This is a genomic window from Tomitella fengzijianii, assembly GCF_007559025.1.
GTDB classification, from domain to species: domain Bacteria; phylum Actinomycetota; class Actinomycetes; order Mycobacteriales; family Mycobacteriaceae; genus Tomitella; species Tomitella fengzijianii.
In genome coordinates, this window is record NZ_CP041765.1 from 3,360,695 (window position 1) to 3,375,613 (window position 14,919).

Genomic DNA, 14,919 nt, shown 5'->3' on the forward strand with positions numbered 1-14,919 from the left:
ATCGGGTGCGCGGCATGCGCCCATCCTGGCACCGCCGTACGGTCAGGGGCGCGCCCGCCCCCGGATCCAATAGGTCGCCCAGTTGGCCGCCTCCACGTCGAGCCCCCAGGTCTTGACGGCCATCGTGCGCGCGGCCTTGGCCAGGTCCGCCTCCCCGCACGCCCACACGTACGGCACGCGCGCGGCGGGATGCCCTTCGCGGGTCCACTCCCGCAGGATCCGCGCGGTCTCGGCGCACTGGCGATCCTCGGGGGCGTACACCAGCTCGAGGGTGCCCAGCCGGTGCCCCCACTGCGCGACCAGGCCCGGCTCCAGCTCCGCGTCCGACGCGGCGAGCGCGAGCACGTGCGTCGACTGCAGCTCTCCGGGGTGGTGCGCGGCGAGGAACTCGAGCACCGACCGCAGCGCCGGCACGGCCGTCGCATCGGCCACCAGCAGCCGGTGCGCGTCGGGGCGCCACCAGATGCCGCTGGACGTGTACACCCCCGCGGTGTCCCCCGGCGCCGCGCGCAGCACCCAGCGCGACCCGGGCCCGTCGTCGCCGTGCGTCACCACGTCCACGTCGATGGTCGCGGCCACCGGGTCGAGGCTGCGGATCGTGTACCAGCGCAGCTCGGGCTGCTCTTCCGGGGCGAGCGCGGTGACGGCGGCGCGAATGTTGGCGGCCGCGTCGGGGTCGAACCACCGGAACTCCCGGCCGTCGCGCGGCATCAGCAGGCCGAAGTACTCGTCGGGGCCGGTGAGGCGGTAGTCGGCGAACGCGGGCGCCGTGAACGTCAGGCGCCGGACGTTCTCCGCCAGGCTCTCGTTCGCGGTGACGCTGACCGGGATGATGCGGTGCTCCCCGGCGACCGGCCGAGCGGCGAGGCGCGTGTCGGAGGCTGTGGTGCTGTGGGCCATGCGTCTCCTGGGGGTGCGTCGTGGTCGGGCCGTCCGGCTTTCGTTTCGTTATTAGCCTAGGCTAACCTGCTCCACATGCGAAAATCAGTGGGACGATCCCCCCGCCTCGGACGACGCGGACTCCTCGGCGCCGTCGCGGTGCTGTCCGCCGTGGCCCTGACGCTCGGCGGCTGCTCGCGCGGCGGCGACGCGGACACCGCCGATGCAGCAGCCGGAACCCAGCAGTCCGGCGACGACCAGCGCATCGCCGCGCTCGGCCTGGGCGACACCGACACGCTGCTCGCCCTCGGCATCACCCCGGTGGCCATCGCGCCGTGGGGCGCGCAGGGCGACGTCGCGGAATCCGGCGTGGGCCCGTGGGCGCAGGACGCGTTGGGCGACGCCCGCCCGCCGCTGATCTTCAACACCGCCAGCGGGTTCACCGCCGACATCGTCGAGAATGTCGCGGCCGCAAACCCGACGCAGATCATCGCCGTCAACAACGCCGTGAACGAGCAGGCGAAGGCGGACCTCGAGCGCATCGCGCCGGTCACCGTGCATCCGCCGGAGTACAAGGACTGGCAGGTGCCGTGGAAGGAGCAGGTCACCACCATCGCCGACGCCGTCGGCAAGCCCGACCAGGGGCAGGAGCTCATCGAGCAGGCCGAGGCGAGCCTTGCCGGATTCCGCGAGTCGCACCCGGAGCTGCAGGGCAAGAAGGCCGCCGTGGTGATGCCCTACGCCGGCAAGCTCGGCCTCTACACCGAGGGCGACGGCCGCGGCGCGATGATCGAGAAGCTCGGGTTCACCATCCCGGACCAGCTGCAGGCCACCTCCGACGGCACCTTCTACAAGGACATCGCGCCGGAGAACTACCGCGACCTCGACGTGCTGGACTACCTGTTCGTCCTCGACTACGAAGGCGCCGCCGACGCGGTCCGCGACAGCCCGATCTTCCAGGGGCTCGACCTGGTCAAGCAGGACAAGGTGTACTACCTGGACCAGGCCACCGGCAACGCGATGAGCATGCCGAACCCGCTGACCATCCCGTACGCCGTCGACGCGATCGACCAGCAGTTGTGAGCGCACCGGTCCGCGGACGCAGCCGCCGGGCGACGGTGATCCTCGTGGTCGCCGTCGCCGGGGTGCTCGCGGGCTGTGTGCTTTCCATCGTCGTCGGCGCCCGGCCGACCTCCCCCGTCGACGCCTTCTCCGCGCTGTTCGCCGGCCCGGACGGAGGAGCCGCCGACAGCGACCTGTCGCAGGTGGTGTGGCAGCTGCGGGTGCCGCGCACGCTTCTCGCGCTCGCCGCCGGCGCCGCGCTGGCGGTCTCCGGCGCGTTCGCGCAGGCATGGACCCGCAATCCGCTGGCCGACCCGGGCATCATCGGCATCACCGCCGGCGCGGCCTTCGCCGTCGCCGTCGGCACCACGCTCGGGGTCGTCGCACTCGGCAGCCAGGCGCTCCTCGCCCTCGCCGGGGCGGGCGCTGTGGCCCTCGTGGTGCTCGCCGTCTCCCGCCGCACATCGGACCCGTTGACGCTGCTGCTCGTCGGGTTCGGCATGGCGGCCGCGTTGCATGCGGCGACGACGTTGCTGGCTCTGCAGGATTCGTCGGTCCTCGACGGGATGCGCCAGTGGATAGTCGGCTCCACCGTGGGACGTGACGGGGGCGACCTGGCGATCGCCGCCGTCGGCCTCGCCGTCGGCCTGCTGATCGCGGCCGTGGCGGCGCGACCGATGGACCTGCTGGCGATGGGCGAGTCCACCGCGGTCGGCCTCGGCGGGTCGCCCCACACCACGCGGACGCTCACCGCCCTGGCCGTCGTGATCCTCGCGGGCAGCGCGACGGCGGCCGTCGGCCCCATCGCCTTCGTCGGCTTCGCCGCGCCGCACATCGTGCGCCGCTTCACCGGCCCGTCGCTGAGCCGGATGCTGATTCCCACCGCCCTCGCCGGCGCCGCCATCACGCTGATCGCCGACGTGCTCGGCCGCGTCGTCGCGCGCCCCGGCGAGGTGGAGGTCTCGGTGGTGCTCGCCGTCATCGGGGCGCCGCTGCTCATCCTCTCCGTGGCACGCATGCGCAGAGGCAGGCCGGGGGCCTTCGCATGACGAGCACTACAGACGTGCGCGCGACCGGCGTCGGGACGGATCCCGGAGCGCCGCACGCAGGCCACGTGGGCCGCAGCCGCACCGCCCGGGCCCGGCGGCTGCGCCTGATCTCCGTCTTCGCCGGGCTGGTCGCCGTCACCGCGGCCGGCTACCTGATGCTCCTCGCCACCGGCCCCGTCCAGCTGACGCCGGCCCAGGTGCTCGCCGCGCTGACCGGCGGCGGCACCGACCGGACCATCAGCATCGTCTGGGACCTGCGGCTGCCGGTGGCCATCGCCACCGTGGCGGTGGGCGCCGCGCTGGGGCTCGCGGGGGCGTGGACGCAGACGATGTCCCGCAACCCCATCGCCTCGCCCGACGTCCTCGGCATCACCGGCGGCGCGTCGGTGGCCGTCGTCGCCGGGACCGTCGTCGCGCGGCCGGCGTTCTCCGAGGACGTCTCCACCTTCTGGTGGCGGGCCGCGATGGCGCTCGTCGGCGCGGCCGTGATCGTCGGACTGCTGCTGCTCTTCGGCGGCTTCGGCTCGTCGCGCCGCGTCGTCGTCATCGGATTCGCGCTCAGCCTGCTGTGCAGCAGCCTCGTCAGCTATCTGCTGCTGCGCGCCGACCTCACGCGCGCGACGGAGGCGCAGACGTGGCTTGCCGGGTCGACGGGGCTGGTGCGGGCCGACGCCCTGATCCCGTTGTCGGTGGGCCTGCTCGTGTTCACCGCCTTGGGCGCCGTCGTCTCCCGCGACCTGCCGCTGCTCGCGCACGACGACGCGACCGCCGCGGCCCTCGGCGTCCGGGTGAACCGGGTGCGGATGGTGCTGCTGGTGGCGTCGACGGGGCTCGCGGCGGTGACCGTGGCCGTCGTCGGCCCCATCGGCTTCGTCGCGCTCGTCGCCCCGCAGCTGGTCCGGCTGCTCACCGAGCGCCCCACTCCCCCGCCCGCGACGTCGGCCGTCGGCGGCGCCGCGGTGATCACGCTGTGCGCGCTGGTCGCCGAGGCACTGCCGTTCACCGCGCCCGTCGGGCTGATCACCGCGGTCGTCGGCGGCCCCGTGCTGATCGCGCTCGTCCTCGGCTCGTCGCGGCGTGCGAGGCGGTCGACGCCCTGATGCAGGAGGATCCTTCGTAATGCAGACCCAGCGACAACAACAGGCCCCGGCCGGCACCGTCGGCCCGGCGGTCACCGTCGAGGACGTGCGGGCCGGCTACGGTCCCGCGCCCGACGTTGTCGACGCCGTCAGCCTCACCGCCAGGCCGGGCGAGACGACGACCCTGCTGGGGCCGAACGGGTGCGGAAAGTCCACGCTGCTCAAGACGATGAGCCGGCAGCTGAGCCCCCGGGCCGGCCGGGTGCTCATCGGCGACGCGGACGTCCACGGCATGGCGGCCCGGCACGCCGCGCGCACCGTCGCCGTCCTGCCGCAGAACCCGGTGGCGCCCGAGGGAATCACCGTGGGCGAGCTGGTGGCGCGCGGACGGCACCCGCACCGGCCCTGGTGGCGCGGCGAGACCGCGGCCGACTCCGCCGCCATCGACGCCGCGCTCGAGGAGACGTCCACGACCGCGCTCGTCGACCGCGACATGGCGACGCTGTCCGGCGGCCAGCGCCAACGGGTATGGCTGGCGATGGTGCTCGCCCAGGACACCCCGGTGATCCTGCTGGACGAGCCCACCACCTACCTCGACCCGGCACATGCCGTCGAGATGCTCGAGCTGGTGCGGGGCCTCGCCCGCCGCGGCCGCACCGTCGTCATGGTTCTGCACGACCTGATGCTGGCGGGCGCGTATTCGGACCGGATCATCGTGCTCGGGCAGGGCCGGATCCTCGGCTCCGGCACCCCGCGGCAGGCGCTGACCCCGGACACGCTGGCGCAGACCTACCGGCTGCGGGCCGACGTCCTCGACGACCCCCGGGGCACGGTCCCCATCATCGTGCCGCGCGGAACCTGCTGATCGGACACGCGCGCCGGAGATCAATGTGCGAGAATTCTCCGGCTAGACGTCTGTCCGACTCTCGGAGGTACCGTGACCGCACCCGACCCGATCAGCAGCTCGGCGCGCGCACGCCTGACCGGCCGCTCCCGCCGGGCGCGCATCCGCGCCGCGGCAACGGCCATGTCAGCGGCAGTGGCGGCGTCGGTGTCCGTTGCGGTACCCGTGGCGGTGTCCGTGACGGCGGCGCAGCCCGCGGCCGCCGCGCCGCTGTCCTCCGGGTCCGGCGCGGGCGGGTCGGCGGAATCGTCCGCGCAGTCGATGACGGGATCCGGTGAGGCCGTCGGCTCGGCGAGCCCGTTCGGATCCACCGACACCGCGTCGCTGGGCAGCACCGTGGCACTGCCGATGGACGCGGTGTTCGGCAGCTCCGGGCTGCTAGAAGACCCGTACACCGTGCCCCGGCCCGACCCGTCGATCACGCAGACGCGGGTGGTGCGCGTCGAACAGGACGTCGACGACCCGCGACTGGAGACCTGGTACGTCGACTCCGCGTCGATGTCGCGGACCATCGCCGTGCAGGTGCTGCGCGCGGCGGACCCGGGTGCGCCCGCGCCGATGCTCTACCTGCTCGACGGGGTCGGATCCGACCTGCCCAGCGGCTGGATCACCCTGGGGCACGCCGACGACTACTTCCGCGACAAGCAGGTCACCGTGGTCATGCCCACCGGCGCCTACGGCTCGATGTACACCGACTGGATCGCCGACGACCCGATGCTCTCGCGCAACAAGTGGGAGACATTCCTGGCCTCGGAGCTGCCGCCGCTGCTCGAGAGCGGCGGCCACGCGATCCCCTTCAACGGCAAGCGCGCCATCGCGGGCCTGTCGATGGGCGCGTCCGGCGCGGTGGGGATCGCCGCGCTGCACCCCTCGCTCTACAGCGCCGTGGCGGGGATCAGCGGCTGCTACTCCACGGTGTCCGACGCCGGCTACGCGATGACGAAGATGACGGTGGAGACGCGGCTCGGCGACGTCACCAACATGTGGGGCACCCGCGACAATCCCGAGTGGGCCCGGCACGACGTCCTCTCGCACGCCGACGCGCTCGCGGGGATGGCGGTGTACCTGTCCGCGTCGCCCGGGATCGGGCGGCCCGGCGAGCTCGAGGGGCCCTACGGCGGCGACATGTCGGCGTACCTGTCCGGCGCCGTCATCGAGCAGTTCATCTACGGGTGCACCCAGGACCTCGACCGCGCTCTCGACGACGTCGACGCCGACGTCCGCGTCGACTACCTGCAGGACGGCCTGCACGGCTGGCAGACCTTCCGCCCGCAGCTCGCGCCCGCGTGGGAGCACATGAGCCGCGCGCTGTACTGACGCCGCGGGCGGGGCGGGTCCGGGTCGGCGCGGGGCCGCCCGGCCCGGCTCAGGCCGGTGGGGCGGCGCCCATTTCAGGCCAGTCCCAGCTCCCCGGCGGCCGCGGGATCGCAGTCCTCGAGCAGGTCGAGGCAACGGCGGTACTCGCTGTCCTCGCCGATCGTCTGCGCGGCCCGGGCGAGCGCACCGACCGCGCGCAGGAACCCCTGGTTGGGCTCGTGGCTCCAGGGCACCGGCCCGAAGCCCTTCCAGCCGTTGCGGCGCAGCTGGTCCAGGCCGCGGTGGTAGCCGGTGCGCGCGTAGGCATACGCGGTCACAGCGGCCCCCTCGTCCAGGGCACCCTCGGCTAGCGTGGCCCAGGCGATCGACGCCGACGGGTACTTGGCCGCCACCGCCGTGGGGTCGGCGTGGTTGAGCAGCTCCGACTCGGCATCGTCATCGTCGCCGGGGAGCAGGGTGGGCGGGGGGCCCAGAAGATCACCGAAAGAGGTCATGGCGCCCATTGTGCCGGAGCGCGCGCGGCGCGGGGACCCGGCCACCGCGCCGCACCCGCTGCACCTCACGTTGCCGCGCGCCTATTGCACCCGCAGCGCCTCGCCCTGCCGCGCCTCAACACCCTGCCGCGCGCCTATTGCCGCGACACGCCGGGACGATTCGCGCGCGAGCGGATGATCGGCGCGCGGCACGATCCCACCGCCCCGCACAAGCCTGTCCCCCGGCGCACGCCCATCCCGCGCCCCGGCACATGACTCGGCGGCCGCACCCCACCGGGATGCGGCCGCCGAGCCGAGCACCGGGCACCAGGGCCCGGCGAAGACGTGCGGTCAGGCCTTCACGGACTTGCCCGCCGAGTGCAGGTTCTGGCAGGCCTCCACCACGCGGTCGGTCATCGCCTGCTCGGCCTTCTTGAGGTAGCTGCGCGGGTCGTAGACCTTCTTGTTGCCCACGTCGCCATCGACCTTGAGCACGCCGTCGTAGTTGCCGAACATGTGGCCGGCGATCGGGCGGGTGAACGCGTACTGGGTGTCGGTATCGACGTTCATCTTGATGACGCCGTAGGTCAGCGACTCTTCGATGTCCGAGACCGCGGAGCCGGAGCCGCCGTGGAAGACGAAGTCGAACGGGTTCTCGCCCTCGCCGAGGCTCAGCTTCTTCTCGGCGATCCGCTGCCCCGCCGCCAGCACCGCCGGCTTGAGCTTGACGTTGCCCGGCTTGTACACCCCGTGCACGTTGCCGAACGTCGCGGCGAGCATGTAGCCGCGCTCATCGCCGACACCCGCGGCCCCGAGGGCGTCGAGAGTCTTCGCGAAGTCCTCGTCCGAGGTGTAGAGCTTCTCGTTGATGGCGTTCTCGACGCCGTCCTCTTCGCCGCCGACGACGCCGATCTCGATCTCGAGGATCTGCTTCGCCTTGGACGTCAGGGCCATCAGTTCCTTGGCGATCTCGAGGTTCTCGTCGATCGGCACCGCGGACCCGTCCCACATGTGCGACTGGAACAGCGGGTTCCTCCCGGCGTCGACCCGCTCCTGCGACAGCGCGATCAGCGGGCGGACGAAGCCGTCGAGCTTGTCCTTGGGGCAGTGGTCGGTGTGCAGCGCGATGTTGACGTCGTACTTCGCGGCCACGACGTGCGCGAACTCCGCGAGCGCGACCGCGCCGGTCACCATGTCCTTGACTCCGAGTCCGGACCCGAACTCCGCGCCACCGGTGGAGAACTGGATGATGCCGTCGCTTCCGGCCTCCGCGAAGCCGCGGATGGCCGCGTTGATGGTCTCGGACGACGTGCAGTTGATGGCGGGGTAGGCGAACGTGTTCTCCTTGGCCCGGCCGAGCATCTCGGCGTAGACCTCGGGGGTTGCGATGGGCACGGCTGGGGTCCTCCAATGACGACTGTGCAGGTCCGGGGCGGGCCGACACGGCCTACCGCGCTCATTATGGCAACTCCCCGCGCCGAAGTCTCGTGGCGGCCCCACTGCGTGGTCACCGCATCCGTGACGCGGCTCACGACCTCCCGGATCAGCGAGTCGGGCCAGGTAGGCTGGACCCCGTGAATTTGCTGGCCGCTTCCGACACAGTGACCACGAATCTGGCATTGCTGCCCAGCTTCCTGGACCCCGTCAACCTCCTCAACTCTTTCGGCGGCTGGGTGCTCGCCGGGTTGCTGTTGGTGGTGTTCATCGAGTCGGGGCTGCTGTTCCCGCTGCTGCCGGGCGACTCGCTGCTGTTCACCGCCGGTCTTATCGTGGCCTCGGCCGGTGCGGCAACGGAGATCGGCTCCGACGTCAACCCCGCGTTCGCCCCGCTGTGGCTGCTGCTGGTGACGATCCCGATCGCCGCGGTGCTCGGTGATCAAGTCGGTTACATCATCGGCGCCCGCGGCGGGTCGGCGCTGTTCAAGAGCGACGACGCGCGCATCTTCAAGAAGTCGTACATCGACCAGTCCCACGAGTTCTTCGAGCGGCACGGGCCCGTCACGATCTTCCTGGCCCGCTTCGTCCCGATCGTCCGCACCTACGCGCCGCTGGTGGCCGGCGCGTCGGGCATGCGCTACCGCACGTTCATCACCTACAACGTCCTCGGCGGGATCGTCTGGGGCGCCGGGGTGACACTGCTGGGCTACTTCCTGGGCCAGGTGGCGTTCATCCGCGACAACGTGGACTACATCTTCATCCTCATCGTCCTCGTGTCGGTGGTCCCCCTCTTCATCGAGGGCATCAAGCGGTACCGCGCCAACCGCGCGGCAGGCGCCGCCGGCACCGGCACCGCCGCCGACGACGCGCCGCAGTCCGTGTCCCTCGGCTCCTCCGACCCCGAGCAGCCGGCCGGCAAGTGACGTTCGTCAGCACCGTCCTCGACCACGTCCAATCGGCAGGCCCCGGCCTGCTGGTGGTGATGGTCGCGGCGGTGCTGTTCGTCGAGTGCGCGTTCCTCATCGGCTTCGTCCTGCCGGGAGACTCGCTCCTCGCCACGGCGGGGATGATGTTCGCCGCCGGACACCAGCCGGGCTGGCTGGTGCTCGCAGTCGTCGGCGTGTTCGCCGCGGCCGTGGCGGGCAACCACATGGGTTACCGCATGGGGCGGTGCCGCGGGAACCGGCTCGCCGCGCGGCCCGGCGGCCGATTCGTCAACGCCGAGAACCTGGGCAAGGCCCGCCGCCTGCTCGATCGGTACGGATTCTGGGGCGTGCTCATGGCGCGCTGGCTGCCGTGGATCCGCACCCTGTGCCCGCAGGTCGCCGGTGCGGCGGCGATGAACCGGCGGTCGTTCGCCCTCGCGACGACTCTCGGCGCGCTCGTATGGGCCCCGGTGATGCTGGTCATCGGATACGTCGGCGGTTCACAGCTCGACCGCGTGCGCTGGCTCATGCCGGTGGTGCTCGGCGGGATGACCATCGGCGTGGTGGTGGTGACCGCCGTCGGGATGGTGCGGATGCGCAAGGAACAGCACGAGGACCAGCGCAGCGAGCAGTCCGCCCCCGCCCTGACGCGCTGATGCCCCCGACCGGCTGAAGCCCTGACGGGCTGAAGCCGCGCCCCGGGCCGTCCCTCACCCGCCGCCCGTGCCCGCGCCGTAGCCGGGGACGACCTCGTCCACCCGCGCCGCCGCCTCCATCAGCATCCAGCCCGACAGCTGCACGGACAGGTCGCGCTCGGCCACCCGGGCGGACGGGTCGTCGGGCCGGAAAAGTGCGGCCGGCACCACCGCGGGGATCGCCCAGTCGTGCCCGAACAGCGGTTCCCCGTCGAATTCGATGCGGTTGCCCCAGGCCGCCTCGGCGGAGGTGAGCACCAGGTTCGCGGCCGTGCTCCGAAGCAGGTCCGCGTCGGGCACCGCGTCCGGCAGGTCGCAGGCCACCGCCGCGAGATACCGCGCCAGGATGCCCGCGAACAGCCCCCCGTCGCCGCCGCCGGCGCCGTGTATGACGCCGCCGGTGCACATGCCCGTCGACACCGCCTCGAGCAGGCGCGCGACGCGCTCCCCGTGCATCGCCTGCAGCCTGGTCCCCTTCCCGGTGTGCGCCGCGCGCTCCGTCTCCGCGCCCAGCACCGCCCCTTGGCAGTACGTGTAGTAGTCCTCCACCAGCACGCCGTTGCGGATGCCGTCGTGGATGAGGGCAGTCTGCGGGTCGCGGAGCGTCGCGTCGAGCCAGTCGCACAACATCTCCGCCGTGTCGATCCATCCCAGACGGGCGCAGAGGATCGCCGCGGGCCCGTTGGTGGGCGCGTTGAGGAAGTCGCCGCCCCGCCGCCACGGCAGCACCCCGGTGGCCGGGTCCGTCCCGTCCGCGATCGCGGCCGTCATCCTGTCGAACCCGCGCGGCCTGCGCACCCCGCACAGGCGGATCGCCCGCTCCAGCGCCAGCGCCATCCACATCATGTCGTCGTTGAAGTCGCGCCGCCAGCCCCCCGTCCCGGCCCTGCTCACCGAGTTGCGGATCCACGGCGTCCGGCACAGTCTGCCGAGCCGGCGACGGCGCGCCGGTGTGGGGTCGCGCACCGTTGCGTCCACGGCGCAGTCGATCAGCTGCGCCTGCCACCAGTAGTGCCAGGAGATGAACGTCGCCGACGGCACATCGACCGGCCACCGCACGCAGCCGATCCGTGTCCACGGAATCGCGCAGAGCCGGCGAATGTGCCGGTGCACCACCGCCGACTCCGCGGCATCGGCGCGCGAAGCCCACGCGGTGGACTGCGCCGACGCGCTGCGAGGTAACGACATGATCTCATCGTGCCCGGGCCGGGCCCGCTGCGCACGGCGTTCCCTGGCCGGGCCGTCCGTCGCCGGTGCGCGGAGGCCCCAGTCACCAGGCTGCGGACAGGTCCACGGTCACCACGCGGTGGACAGGGCCACGGTCACCACGCGGTGGACAGGTCCGCGTACTGCCGGATCCAGGCGTGCATCGCGATCCCCGCCGCAACGCCCGCATTGATGCTGCGAGTGGAGCCGAACTGCGCGATGGACACCGTGGTGAGCGCGGCGCTGCGGGCCTCGTCCGTCACGCCGGGGCCCTCCTGCCCGAACAGCAGCATGCACTCGCGCGGCAGCGTCGCCGTCTCGATCGGCACCGACCCGGGCACGTTGTCCACCGCGACCACGTCCAGCCCCCGTGCGCGCGCGTAGGCCAGCAGGGCCGGCACGTCCTCGTGGTGCTCGATGTGCTGGTAGCGGTCGGTGACCATTGCGCCCCGCCGGTTCCAGCGCCGCCGCCCCACGATGTGCACGGCCGCCACCCCGAACGCGTTGGCCGTGCGGACCACCGTCCCGATGTTCGCGTCGTGGCCGAAGTTCTCGATGGCGATGTGCAGCGGATGGCGTCGCGTATCGATGTCCGCGATGATCGCCTCGCGCCGCCAGTACCGGTATGCGTCGACGACGTTGCGCCGGTCGCCCTCCTCGATCAGCTCAGGGTCCAGGCGGGGATCGTCCGGCACGGGCCCACCGCGCGCCTCACGCCACGGCCCGACGCCGACGGGGCGCGGATTCCACTCGGTGGGGCCCGACGATTCAGGGCCCGACGATTCAGGGCCCGACGCGTCGGGGCCGCTGCGGCTCGAGTTGGGCACGTGGCGACCGTACCCGCAGCCGCCGACCCGGCGGACGCCGGTGAGTGCAGGTGCGAAAGACTGCGGAGTGGAACAGGCGCCCGGCCTGGCCGGGCACTGCGTCCCGGAAAGGCACCGGTGCTCTACGGCAAGGAGTATTCGAGTGAAACCGTCCCGGCTGATCGCCCGCCTCCTGTCCCCGCTGGCGATCACCCTGTTCCTCGGCGGCATGTACCTGGGCCTCAGCCGGCCCACGCTGGTCCAGACGCCGCTGGGGGCTGTGCAGTGCGCGTCCGCGTTCGGCACGGGCTCGGTGCAGGGCGCCACGGAGACCGGCCAGGCCAGCTGCGCCGCCCTGACGTCCGAACGCCAGGTGTGGGCGTCGGCGATGCTGGCGATCTCGATCGGACTGCTGCTGGGTCTGGTGTGGGTCACCGCCACTTCCATCTCGACGGACGACGGCGGCGGGCGGACCGGCGCCGCCCCTGCGGACGGGGCCTGGCCGCCGCTCGATCCCTCCGCCGGCTGGGCCGACTACCCCGGCCAGTCGCCCACCACGCGCGCACCCCAGCCGCCCGCGCCGGGTTCCGTCCCGCCCCCGGAGCACCGGCCGCGGGAACGCCCGCAACCGCCGTACGCCGGCCCGCCGGAGGACTAGACTCGGGGCATGGGCGCGGGCGCCTCCCAGGGCTGATACCAGTTGATCCCAGCAGTTGATCCCAGGGCTCAGGGCTCGGGGCTGATCCCAGGGTTGATTGTGCGCCGCCCGGCCGTCCGGCCCCGCCAGGGCCGACGGGTCCGGATGGTTTAGCCGTGGCGGTTGCGGTCTATTCGGATTGCACCCCGCGGGCGGCGAGCCGCGCCACCCGGTCGAGGTCGGTGAGCTGAATGCGTCGTGCACGTTCCGTTCGGGCGGTTGCGGTCGTAACCGCGGTGTTCCTCGCCGCCTTCATCGCATGGGTCGTGATGCTGCACGCATTGGCGCCGCAGGGCACGCTCGCAGCGCAGATCGTCATCCTGCTGGGTGGCTACGTGTTCCTGCTGGGCGTCGGGCTGATGTGGGCGCACCGGAAGCCGCGTCTGGCGCGCCGCGGCTACGAGGGGTGGGCCACGATTCTGGCCGTGCACCCGTTGCAGCCCCGTGAGCTCACCGGCGAGCTCACGGACATCAAGCTGCGTCTGGTGGTCCCCGGCGCGGTGCCCTACGCGGGGCACATCGTGCGGATGCTCGATCCGCACGAGCGCGCCATCTTCCTGCCCGGCGAGACCTTTCCCATCCGCGTGGACCCGCACGACCGCGACCATGTGCTGCTGCAACCGCACCTGATGCCGCACTGAAGCCGTGCTGGACGGCGCGGACGGAATCAGCGCCGGCGCAGCGCCAGCATGCCCTCGACCAGCATCACGTGCGCGGCGCCGTAACTGGCGATCACGAAGCCCTCCGCCAGGCGCCGGGCCGCCTCCCCGCGCAGGAACATGCGCCGACCCACGATCGCCGCGTCCGAAGCGGTGAACAGCAATCCGCCGGCGCCGAGCCAGGTCCGGGTGTCGTCGGCGGCGGGACGCACCACACCGGCGATCCGCGGCGCCCCCGGCACCAGCTCAGGGTCGGCCGAGAGCGTGGCGGTGGTGCCCAGCGCCAGCGAGTAACCGCTGAGAGTGGACGCCACCTGCGGCATCCGCCAGTGCAGCAGGGCCGCGCCGGCCGCCGCAGACGCCCCGTTGACCAGCGCGGTCCTGAGCCGCGGCCGCGCACCGTGCTGACGCAGGTACTGCCCGTAGGCGGACTGCATCACGCCGAAGGCCGAGGCCCCGCGCCGCAGTCGCCCGTCATCGTCCGCATCGATCATGAACACGTCGCCCACGGTCGCCCCCGCCAGTCCGACGAGCAGCAACGTCGTGTCGACGCCGTCGATCGCGCCGGCACGCCGCTCACGCAGCACGCGCGCCGCCAGCGCCGGCCCCATCGTGGTCTTGGTGGCGTACTGGACGCGCTTGTCACCGGTGAGCGCCAGCGCCGTCGTCGCGAGCGCCCCCGCGAGGTACACGCCGTGCTCGGGGCGCAACCCGCCGGCCCCGAGCGCCGTGCCCGCCTTGCCCAGGATCGCCCGCGCACCGCGCCCGTTCCGACCGCGCGTCATTCCGGGGCCCCCGCCATACCCAGGTCCGCCAGGCCCAGCAGCGAACGGTAGGGGACGCCCTCGGCCTCGATGATCTGCGCCGCGCCCGTGTCCCGGTCGACCACCGTCGCCACGCCGACGACCTCAGCGCCTTCCTCCCGAAGCGCCCGCACCGCGGTGAGCGGCGAATTCCCCGTCGTCGTCGTGTCCTCGACCACCAGCACCCTGCGGCCGCGCACGTCCGGCCCCTCGATGCGCCGCTGCATCCCGTGCTGCTTCGCCGACTTGCGCACCACGCACGCGTCGACGGGCCGCCCCGGCGCGTGCATCACCGCCAATGCCACCGGGTCCGCGCCCATGGTCAGCCCACCGACCGAGGCGTAGTCCCAGTCCGCGGTGAGCTCGCGCAGAAGCCGCCCGATCAGCGGCCCGGCCCGGTGGTGCAGGGTGGCCCTGCGCAGGTCCACGTAGTAATCGGCTTCCTTGCCCGACGACAGCGTCACCGTCCCGTGCACCACCGCGTGCTCACGGACCAGGCCCGCCAGCTCGGCCGTCGCATCACCGTCCGTGGAGGGTGCTGCGGTCGCGGTCCGGTCTGGGTTCGTCATCTGCCACCTCGTGTCGGGTCGATCGGGTCGGGCGCGCGCATCCGGTCCGCGTAATCGCCGCGACCGTTGCTCTCGCTTGCGTTCATTCTGCTGTCCGTGGTGCCGGAGCCGCCGATACCGGGCGCAGGCCCGCCTGGCCTGTACACGCCGATGTCGTGCGTGCCGGCAGTTCCCACGCCGGGATCGCCCTCCCCGGGATCGCCCTCCCCGAGATCGACCGCCTCGAGTTCGGCCACGCCGGGATCGCCGCTGCCGATGCGGTTCGCCCCGATCCGTCCGCGCAGGGCGCTACGCGCGGCCAGGGCGATGAACACCAGCACCGGTATGACGCCGAACAACACCGTCTCCATGCCGCGCC

The 14,919-nt window shown here is 72.6% G+C and carries 17 protein-coding genes; 9 read left to right on the forward strand and 8 right to left on the reverse strand.

Annotation, left to right across the window (positions count from 1 at the left end):
- Positions 1–42: 42 nt before the first annotated feature.
- On the reverse strand, positions 43–900 hold the full coding sequence (locus tag FO059_RS15305) for a siderophore-interacting protein (protein ID WP_143909840.1): 858 nt from the start codon (positions 898–900) through the stop codon (positions 43–45).
- 75 nt (positions 901–975) lie between these two features.
- Between FO059_RS15305 and FO059_RS15310 the strand changes: the two genes are divergently transcribed.
- The 5 genes from FO059_RS15310 to FO059_RS15330 all read left to right on the forward strand — a co-directional run bounded on the left by FO059_RS15310 (position 976) and on the right by FO059_RS15330 (position 6,290).
- On the forward strand, positions 976–1,962 hold the full coding sequence (locus FO059_RS15310; RefSeq protein WP_143909841.1) for an ABC transporter substrate-binding protein: 987 nt from the start codon (positions 976–978) through the stop codon (positions 1,960–1,962).
- Positions 1,959–2,990: a FecCD family ABC transporter permease gene (locus FO059_RS15315; RefSeq protein ID WP_233266650.1), complete on the forward strand. Its 1,032-nt coding sequence runs from the start codon at positions 1,959–1,961 to the stop codon at positions 2,988–2,990. Before FO059_RS15310 ends, FO059_RS15315 begins: the two co-directional genes overlap by 4 nt.
- Positions 2,987–4,090, forward strand: coding sequence for a FecCD family ABC transporter permease (locus FO059_RS15320; protein WP_143909842.1), 1,104 nt, complete (start codon positions 2,987–2,989; stop codon positions 4,088–4,090). The genes FO059_RS15315 and FO059_RS15320 overlap by 4 nt, the downstream gene beginning before the upstream one ends.
- A 19-nt stretch (positions 4,091–4,109) precedes the next feature.
- Positions 4,110–4,934 carry an ABC transporter ATP-binding protein gene (locus FO059_RS15325; protein WP_143909843.1) on the forward strand — a complete coding sequence of 275 codons (825 nt, stop codon included), beginning with the start codon at positions 4,110–4,112 and terminating at the stop codon, positions 4,932–4,934.
- A gap of 72 nt (positions 4,935–5,006) precedes the next feature.
- Positions 5,007–6,290, forward strand: a complete 1,284-nt coding sequence (locus tag FO059_RS15330; RefSeq protein ID WP_143909844.1) for an alpha/beta hydrolase — start codon at positions 5,007–5,009, stop codon at positions 6,288–6,290.
- A 74-nt stretch (positions 6,291–6,364) separates the two neighbouring features.
- Here the strand turns inward: FO059_RS15330 and FO059_RS15335 are convergent, their stop codons facing one another.
- Both FO059_RS15335 and fbaA read right to left on the reverse strand, forming a co-directional pair.
- Positions 6,365–6,784: a DUF3151 domain-containing protein gene (locus FO059_RS15335; protein WP_143909845.1), complete on the reverse strand. Its 420-nt coding sequence runs from the start codon at positions 6,782–6,784 to the stop codon at positions 6,365–6,367.
- 330 nt (positions 6,785–7,114) lie between these two features.
- The gene (gene fbaA / locus FO059_RS15340; protein WP_143909846.1) at positions 7,115–8,158 is read right to left on the reverse strand and encodes a class II fructose-bisphosphate aldolase; all 1,044 of its coding nucleotides are present in this window, start codon (positions 8,156–8,158) and stop codon (positions 7,115–7,117) included.
- Between the two features lie 170 nt (positions 8,159–8,328).
- On the opposite strand from fbaA, the gene FO059_RS15345 reads away from it, so the two are divergent.
- Together FO059_RS15345 and FO059_RS15350 are read left to right on the forward strand one after the other, a co-directional pair.
- Entirely contained in the window at positions 8,329–9,123 is a 795-nt protein-coding gene (locus FO059_RS15345; RefSeq protein WP_233266685.1) for a VTT domain-containing protein, read from the forward strand.
- Positions 9,120–9,782: a DedA family protein gene (locus tag FO059_RS15350; protein ID WP_233266651.1), complete on the forward strand. Its 663-nt coding sequence runs from the start codon at positions 9,120–9,122 to the stop codon at positions 9,780–9,782. The genes FO059_RS15345 and FO059_RS15350 overlap by 4 nt, the downstream gene beginning before the upstream one ends.
- Before the next feature lie 54 nt (positions 9,783–9,836).
- Here the strand turns inward: FO059_RS15350 and FO059_RS15355 are convergent, their stop codons facing one another.
- A complete protein-coding gene (locus FO059_RS15355; RefSeq protein WP_143909847.1) occupies positions 9,837–11,009 on the reverse strand; it encodes a glycoside hydrolase family 76 protein in 1,173 nt (390 codons plus the stop codon).
- Positions 11,010–11,143: 134 nt separating this feature from the next.
- A complete protein-coding gene (locus tag FO059_RS15360) occupies positions 11,144–11,854 on the reverse strand; it encodes a TrmH family RNA methyltransferase (RefSeq protein WP_143909848.1) in 711 nt (236 codons plus the stop codon).
- A 142-nt stretch (positions 11,855–11,996) separates the two neighbouring features.
- On the opposite strand from FO059_RS15360, the gene FO059_RS15365 reads away from it, so the two are divergent.
- Both FO059_RS15365 and FO059_RS15370 read left to right on the forward strand, forming a co-directional pair.
- The gene (locus FO059_RS15365; protein WP_143909849.1) at positions 11,997–12,491 is read left to right on the forward strand and encodes a hypothetical protein; all 495 of its coding nucleotides are present in this window, start codon (positions 11,997–11,999) and stop codon (positions 12,489–12,491) included.
- 308 nt (positions 12,492–12,799) lie between these two features.
- A complete protein-coding gene (locus FO059_RS15370) occupies positions 12,800–13,171 on the forward strand; it encodes a DUF3592 domain-containing protein (RefSeq protein ID WP_143909850.1) in 372 nt (123 codons plus the stop codon).
- A gap of 26 nt (positions 13,172–13,197) precedes the next feature.
- On the opposite strand, the gene FO059_RS15375 is transcribed toward FO059_RS15370, so the two are convergent.
- The 3 genes from FO059_RS15375 to FO059_RS15385 are packed head-to-tail and all read right to left on the reverse strand — an operon-like array spanning position 13,198 to position 14,911.
- Positions 13,198–13,974, reverse strand: coding sequence for a lysoplasmalogenase family protein (locus FO059_RS15375; RefSeq protein ID WP_143909851.1), 777 nt, complete (start codon positions 13,972–13,974; stop codon positions 13,198–13,200).
- Complete coding sequence (pyrE, locus tag FO059_RS15380) at positions 13,971–14,561, reverse strand: orotate phosphoribosyltransferase (RefSeq protein ID WP_143909852.1); 591 nt, start codon at positions 14,559–14,561, stop codon at positions 13,971–13,973. Before pyrE ends, FO059_RS15375 begins: the two co-directional genes overlap by 4 nt.
- Complete coding sequence (locus tag FO059_RS15385; RefSeq protein ID WP_143909853.1) at positions 14,558–14,911, reverse strand: hypothetical protein; 354 nt, start codon at positions 14,909–14,911, stop codon at positions 14,558–14,560. Before FO059_RS15385 ends, pyrE begins: the two co-directional genes overlap by 4 nt.
- Positions 14,912–14,919 lie beyond the last annotated feature (8 nt).

Excerpts from the sequence above, each read along its gene's own strand:
- FO059_RS15335 (WP_143909845.1), bottom strand. The coding sequence starts at position 6,784 with ATGACCTCTTTCGGTGATCTTCTGGGCCCCCCGCCCACCCTGCTCCCC.
- FO059_RS15310 (WP_143909841.1), top strand. The coding sequence starts at position 976 with ATGCGAAAATCAGTGGGACGATCCCCCCGCCTCGGACGACGCGGACTC.
- FO059_RS15320 (WP_143909842.1), top strand. The coding sequence starts at position 2,987 with ATGACGAGCACTACAGACGTGCGCGCGACCGGCGTCGGGACGGATCCC.
- FO059_RS15325 (WP_143909843.1), top strand. The coding sequence starts at position 4,110 with ATGCAGACCCAGCGACAACAACAGGCCCCGGCCGGCACCGTCGGCCCG.
- FO059_RS15370 (WP_143909850.1), top strand. The coding sequence starts at position 12,800 with ATGCTGCACGCATTGGCGCCGCAGGGCACGCTCGCAGCGCAGATCGTC.
- FO059_RS15355 (WP_143909847.1), bottom strand. The coding sequence starts at position 11,009 with ATGTCGTTACCTCGCAGCGCGTCGGCGCAGTCCACCGCGTGGGCTTCG.
- FO059_RS15385 (WP_143909853.1), bottom strand. The coding sequence starts at position 14,911 with ATGGAGACGGTGTTGTTCGGCGTCATACCGGTGCTGGTGTTCATCGCC.
- pyrE (WP_143909852.1), bottom strand. The coding sequence starts at position 14,561 with ATGACGAACCCAGACCGGACCGCGACCGCAGCACCCTCCACGGACGGT.
- FO059_RS15375 (WP_143909851.1), bottom strand. The coding sequence starts at position 13,974 with ATGACGCGCGGTCGGAACGGGCGCGGTGCGCGGGCGATCCTGGGCAAG.
- FO059_RS15305 (WP_143909840.1), bottom strand. The coding sequence starts at position 900 with ATGGCCCACAGCACCACAGCCTCCGACACGCGCCTCGCCGCTCGGCCG.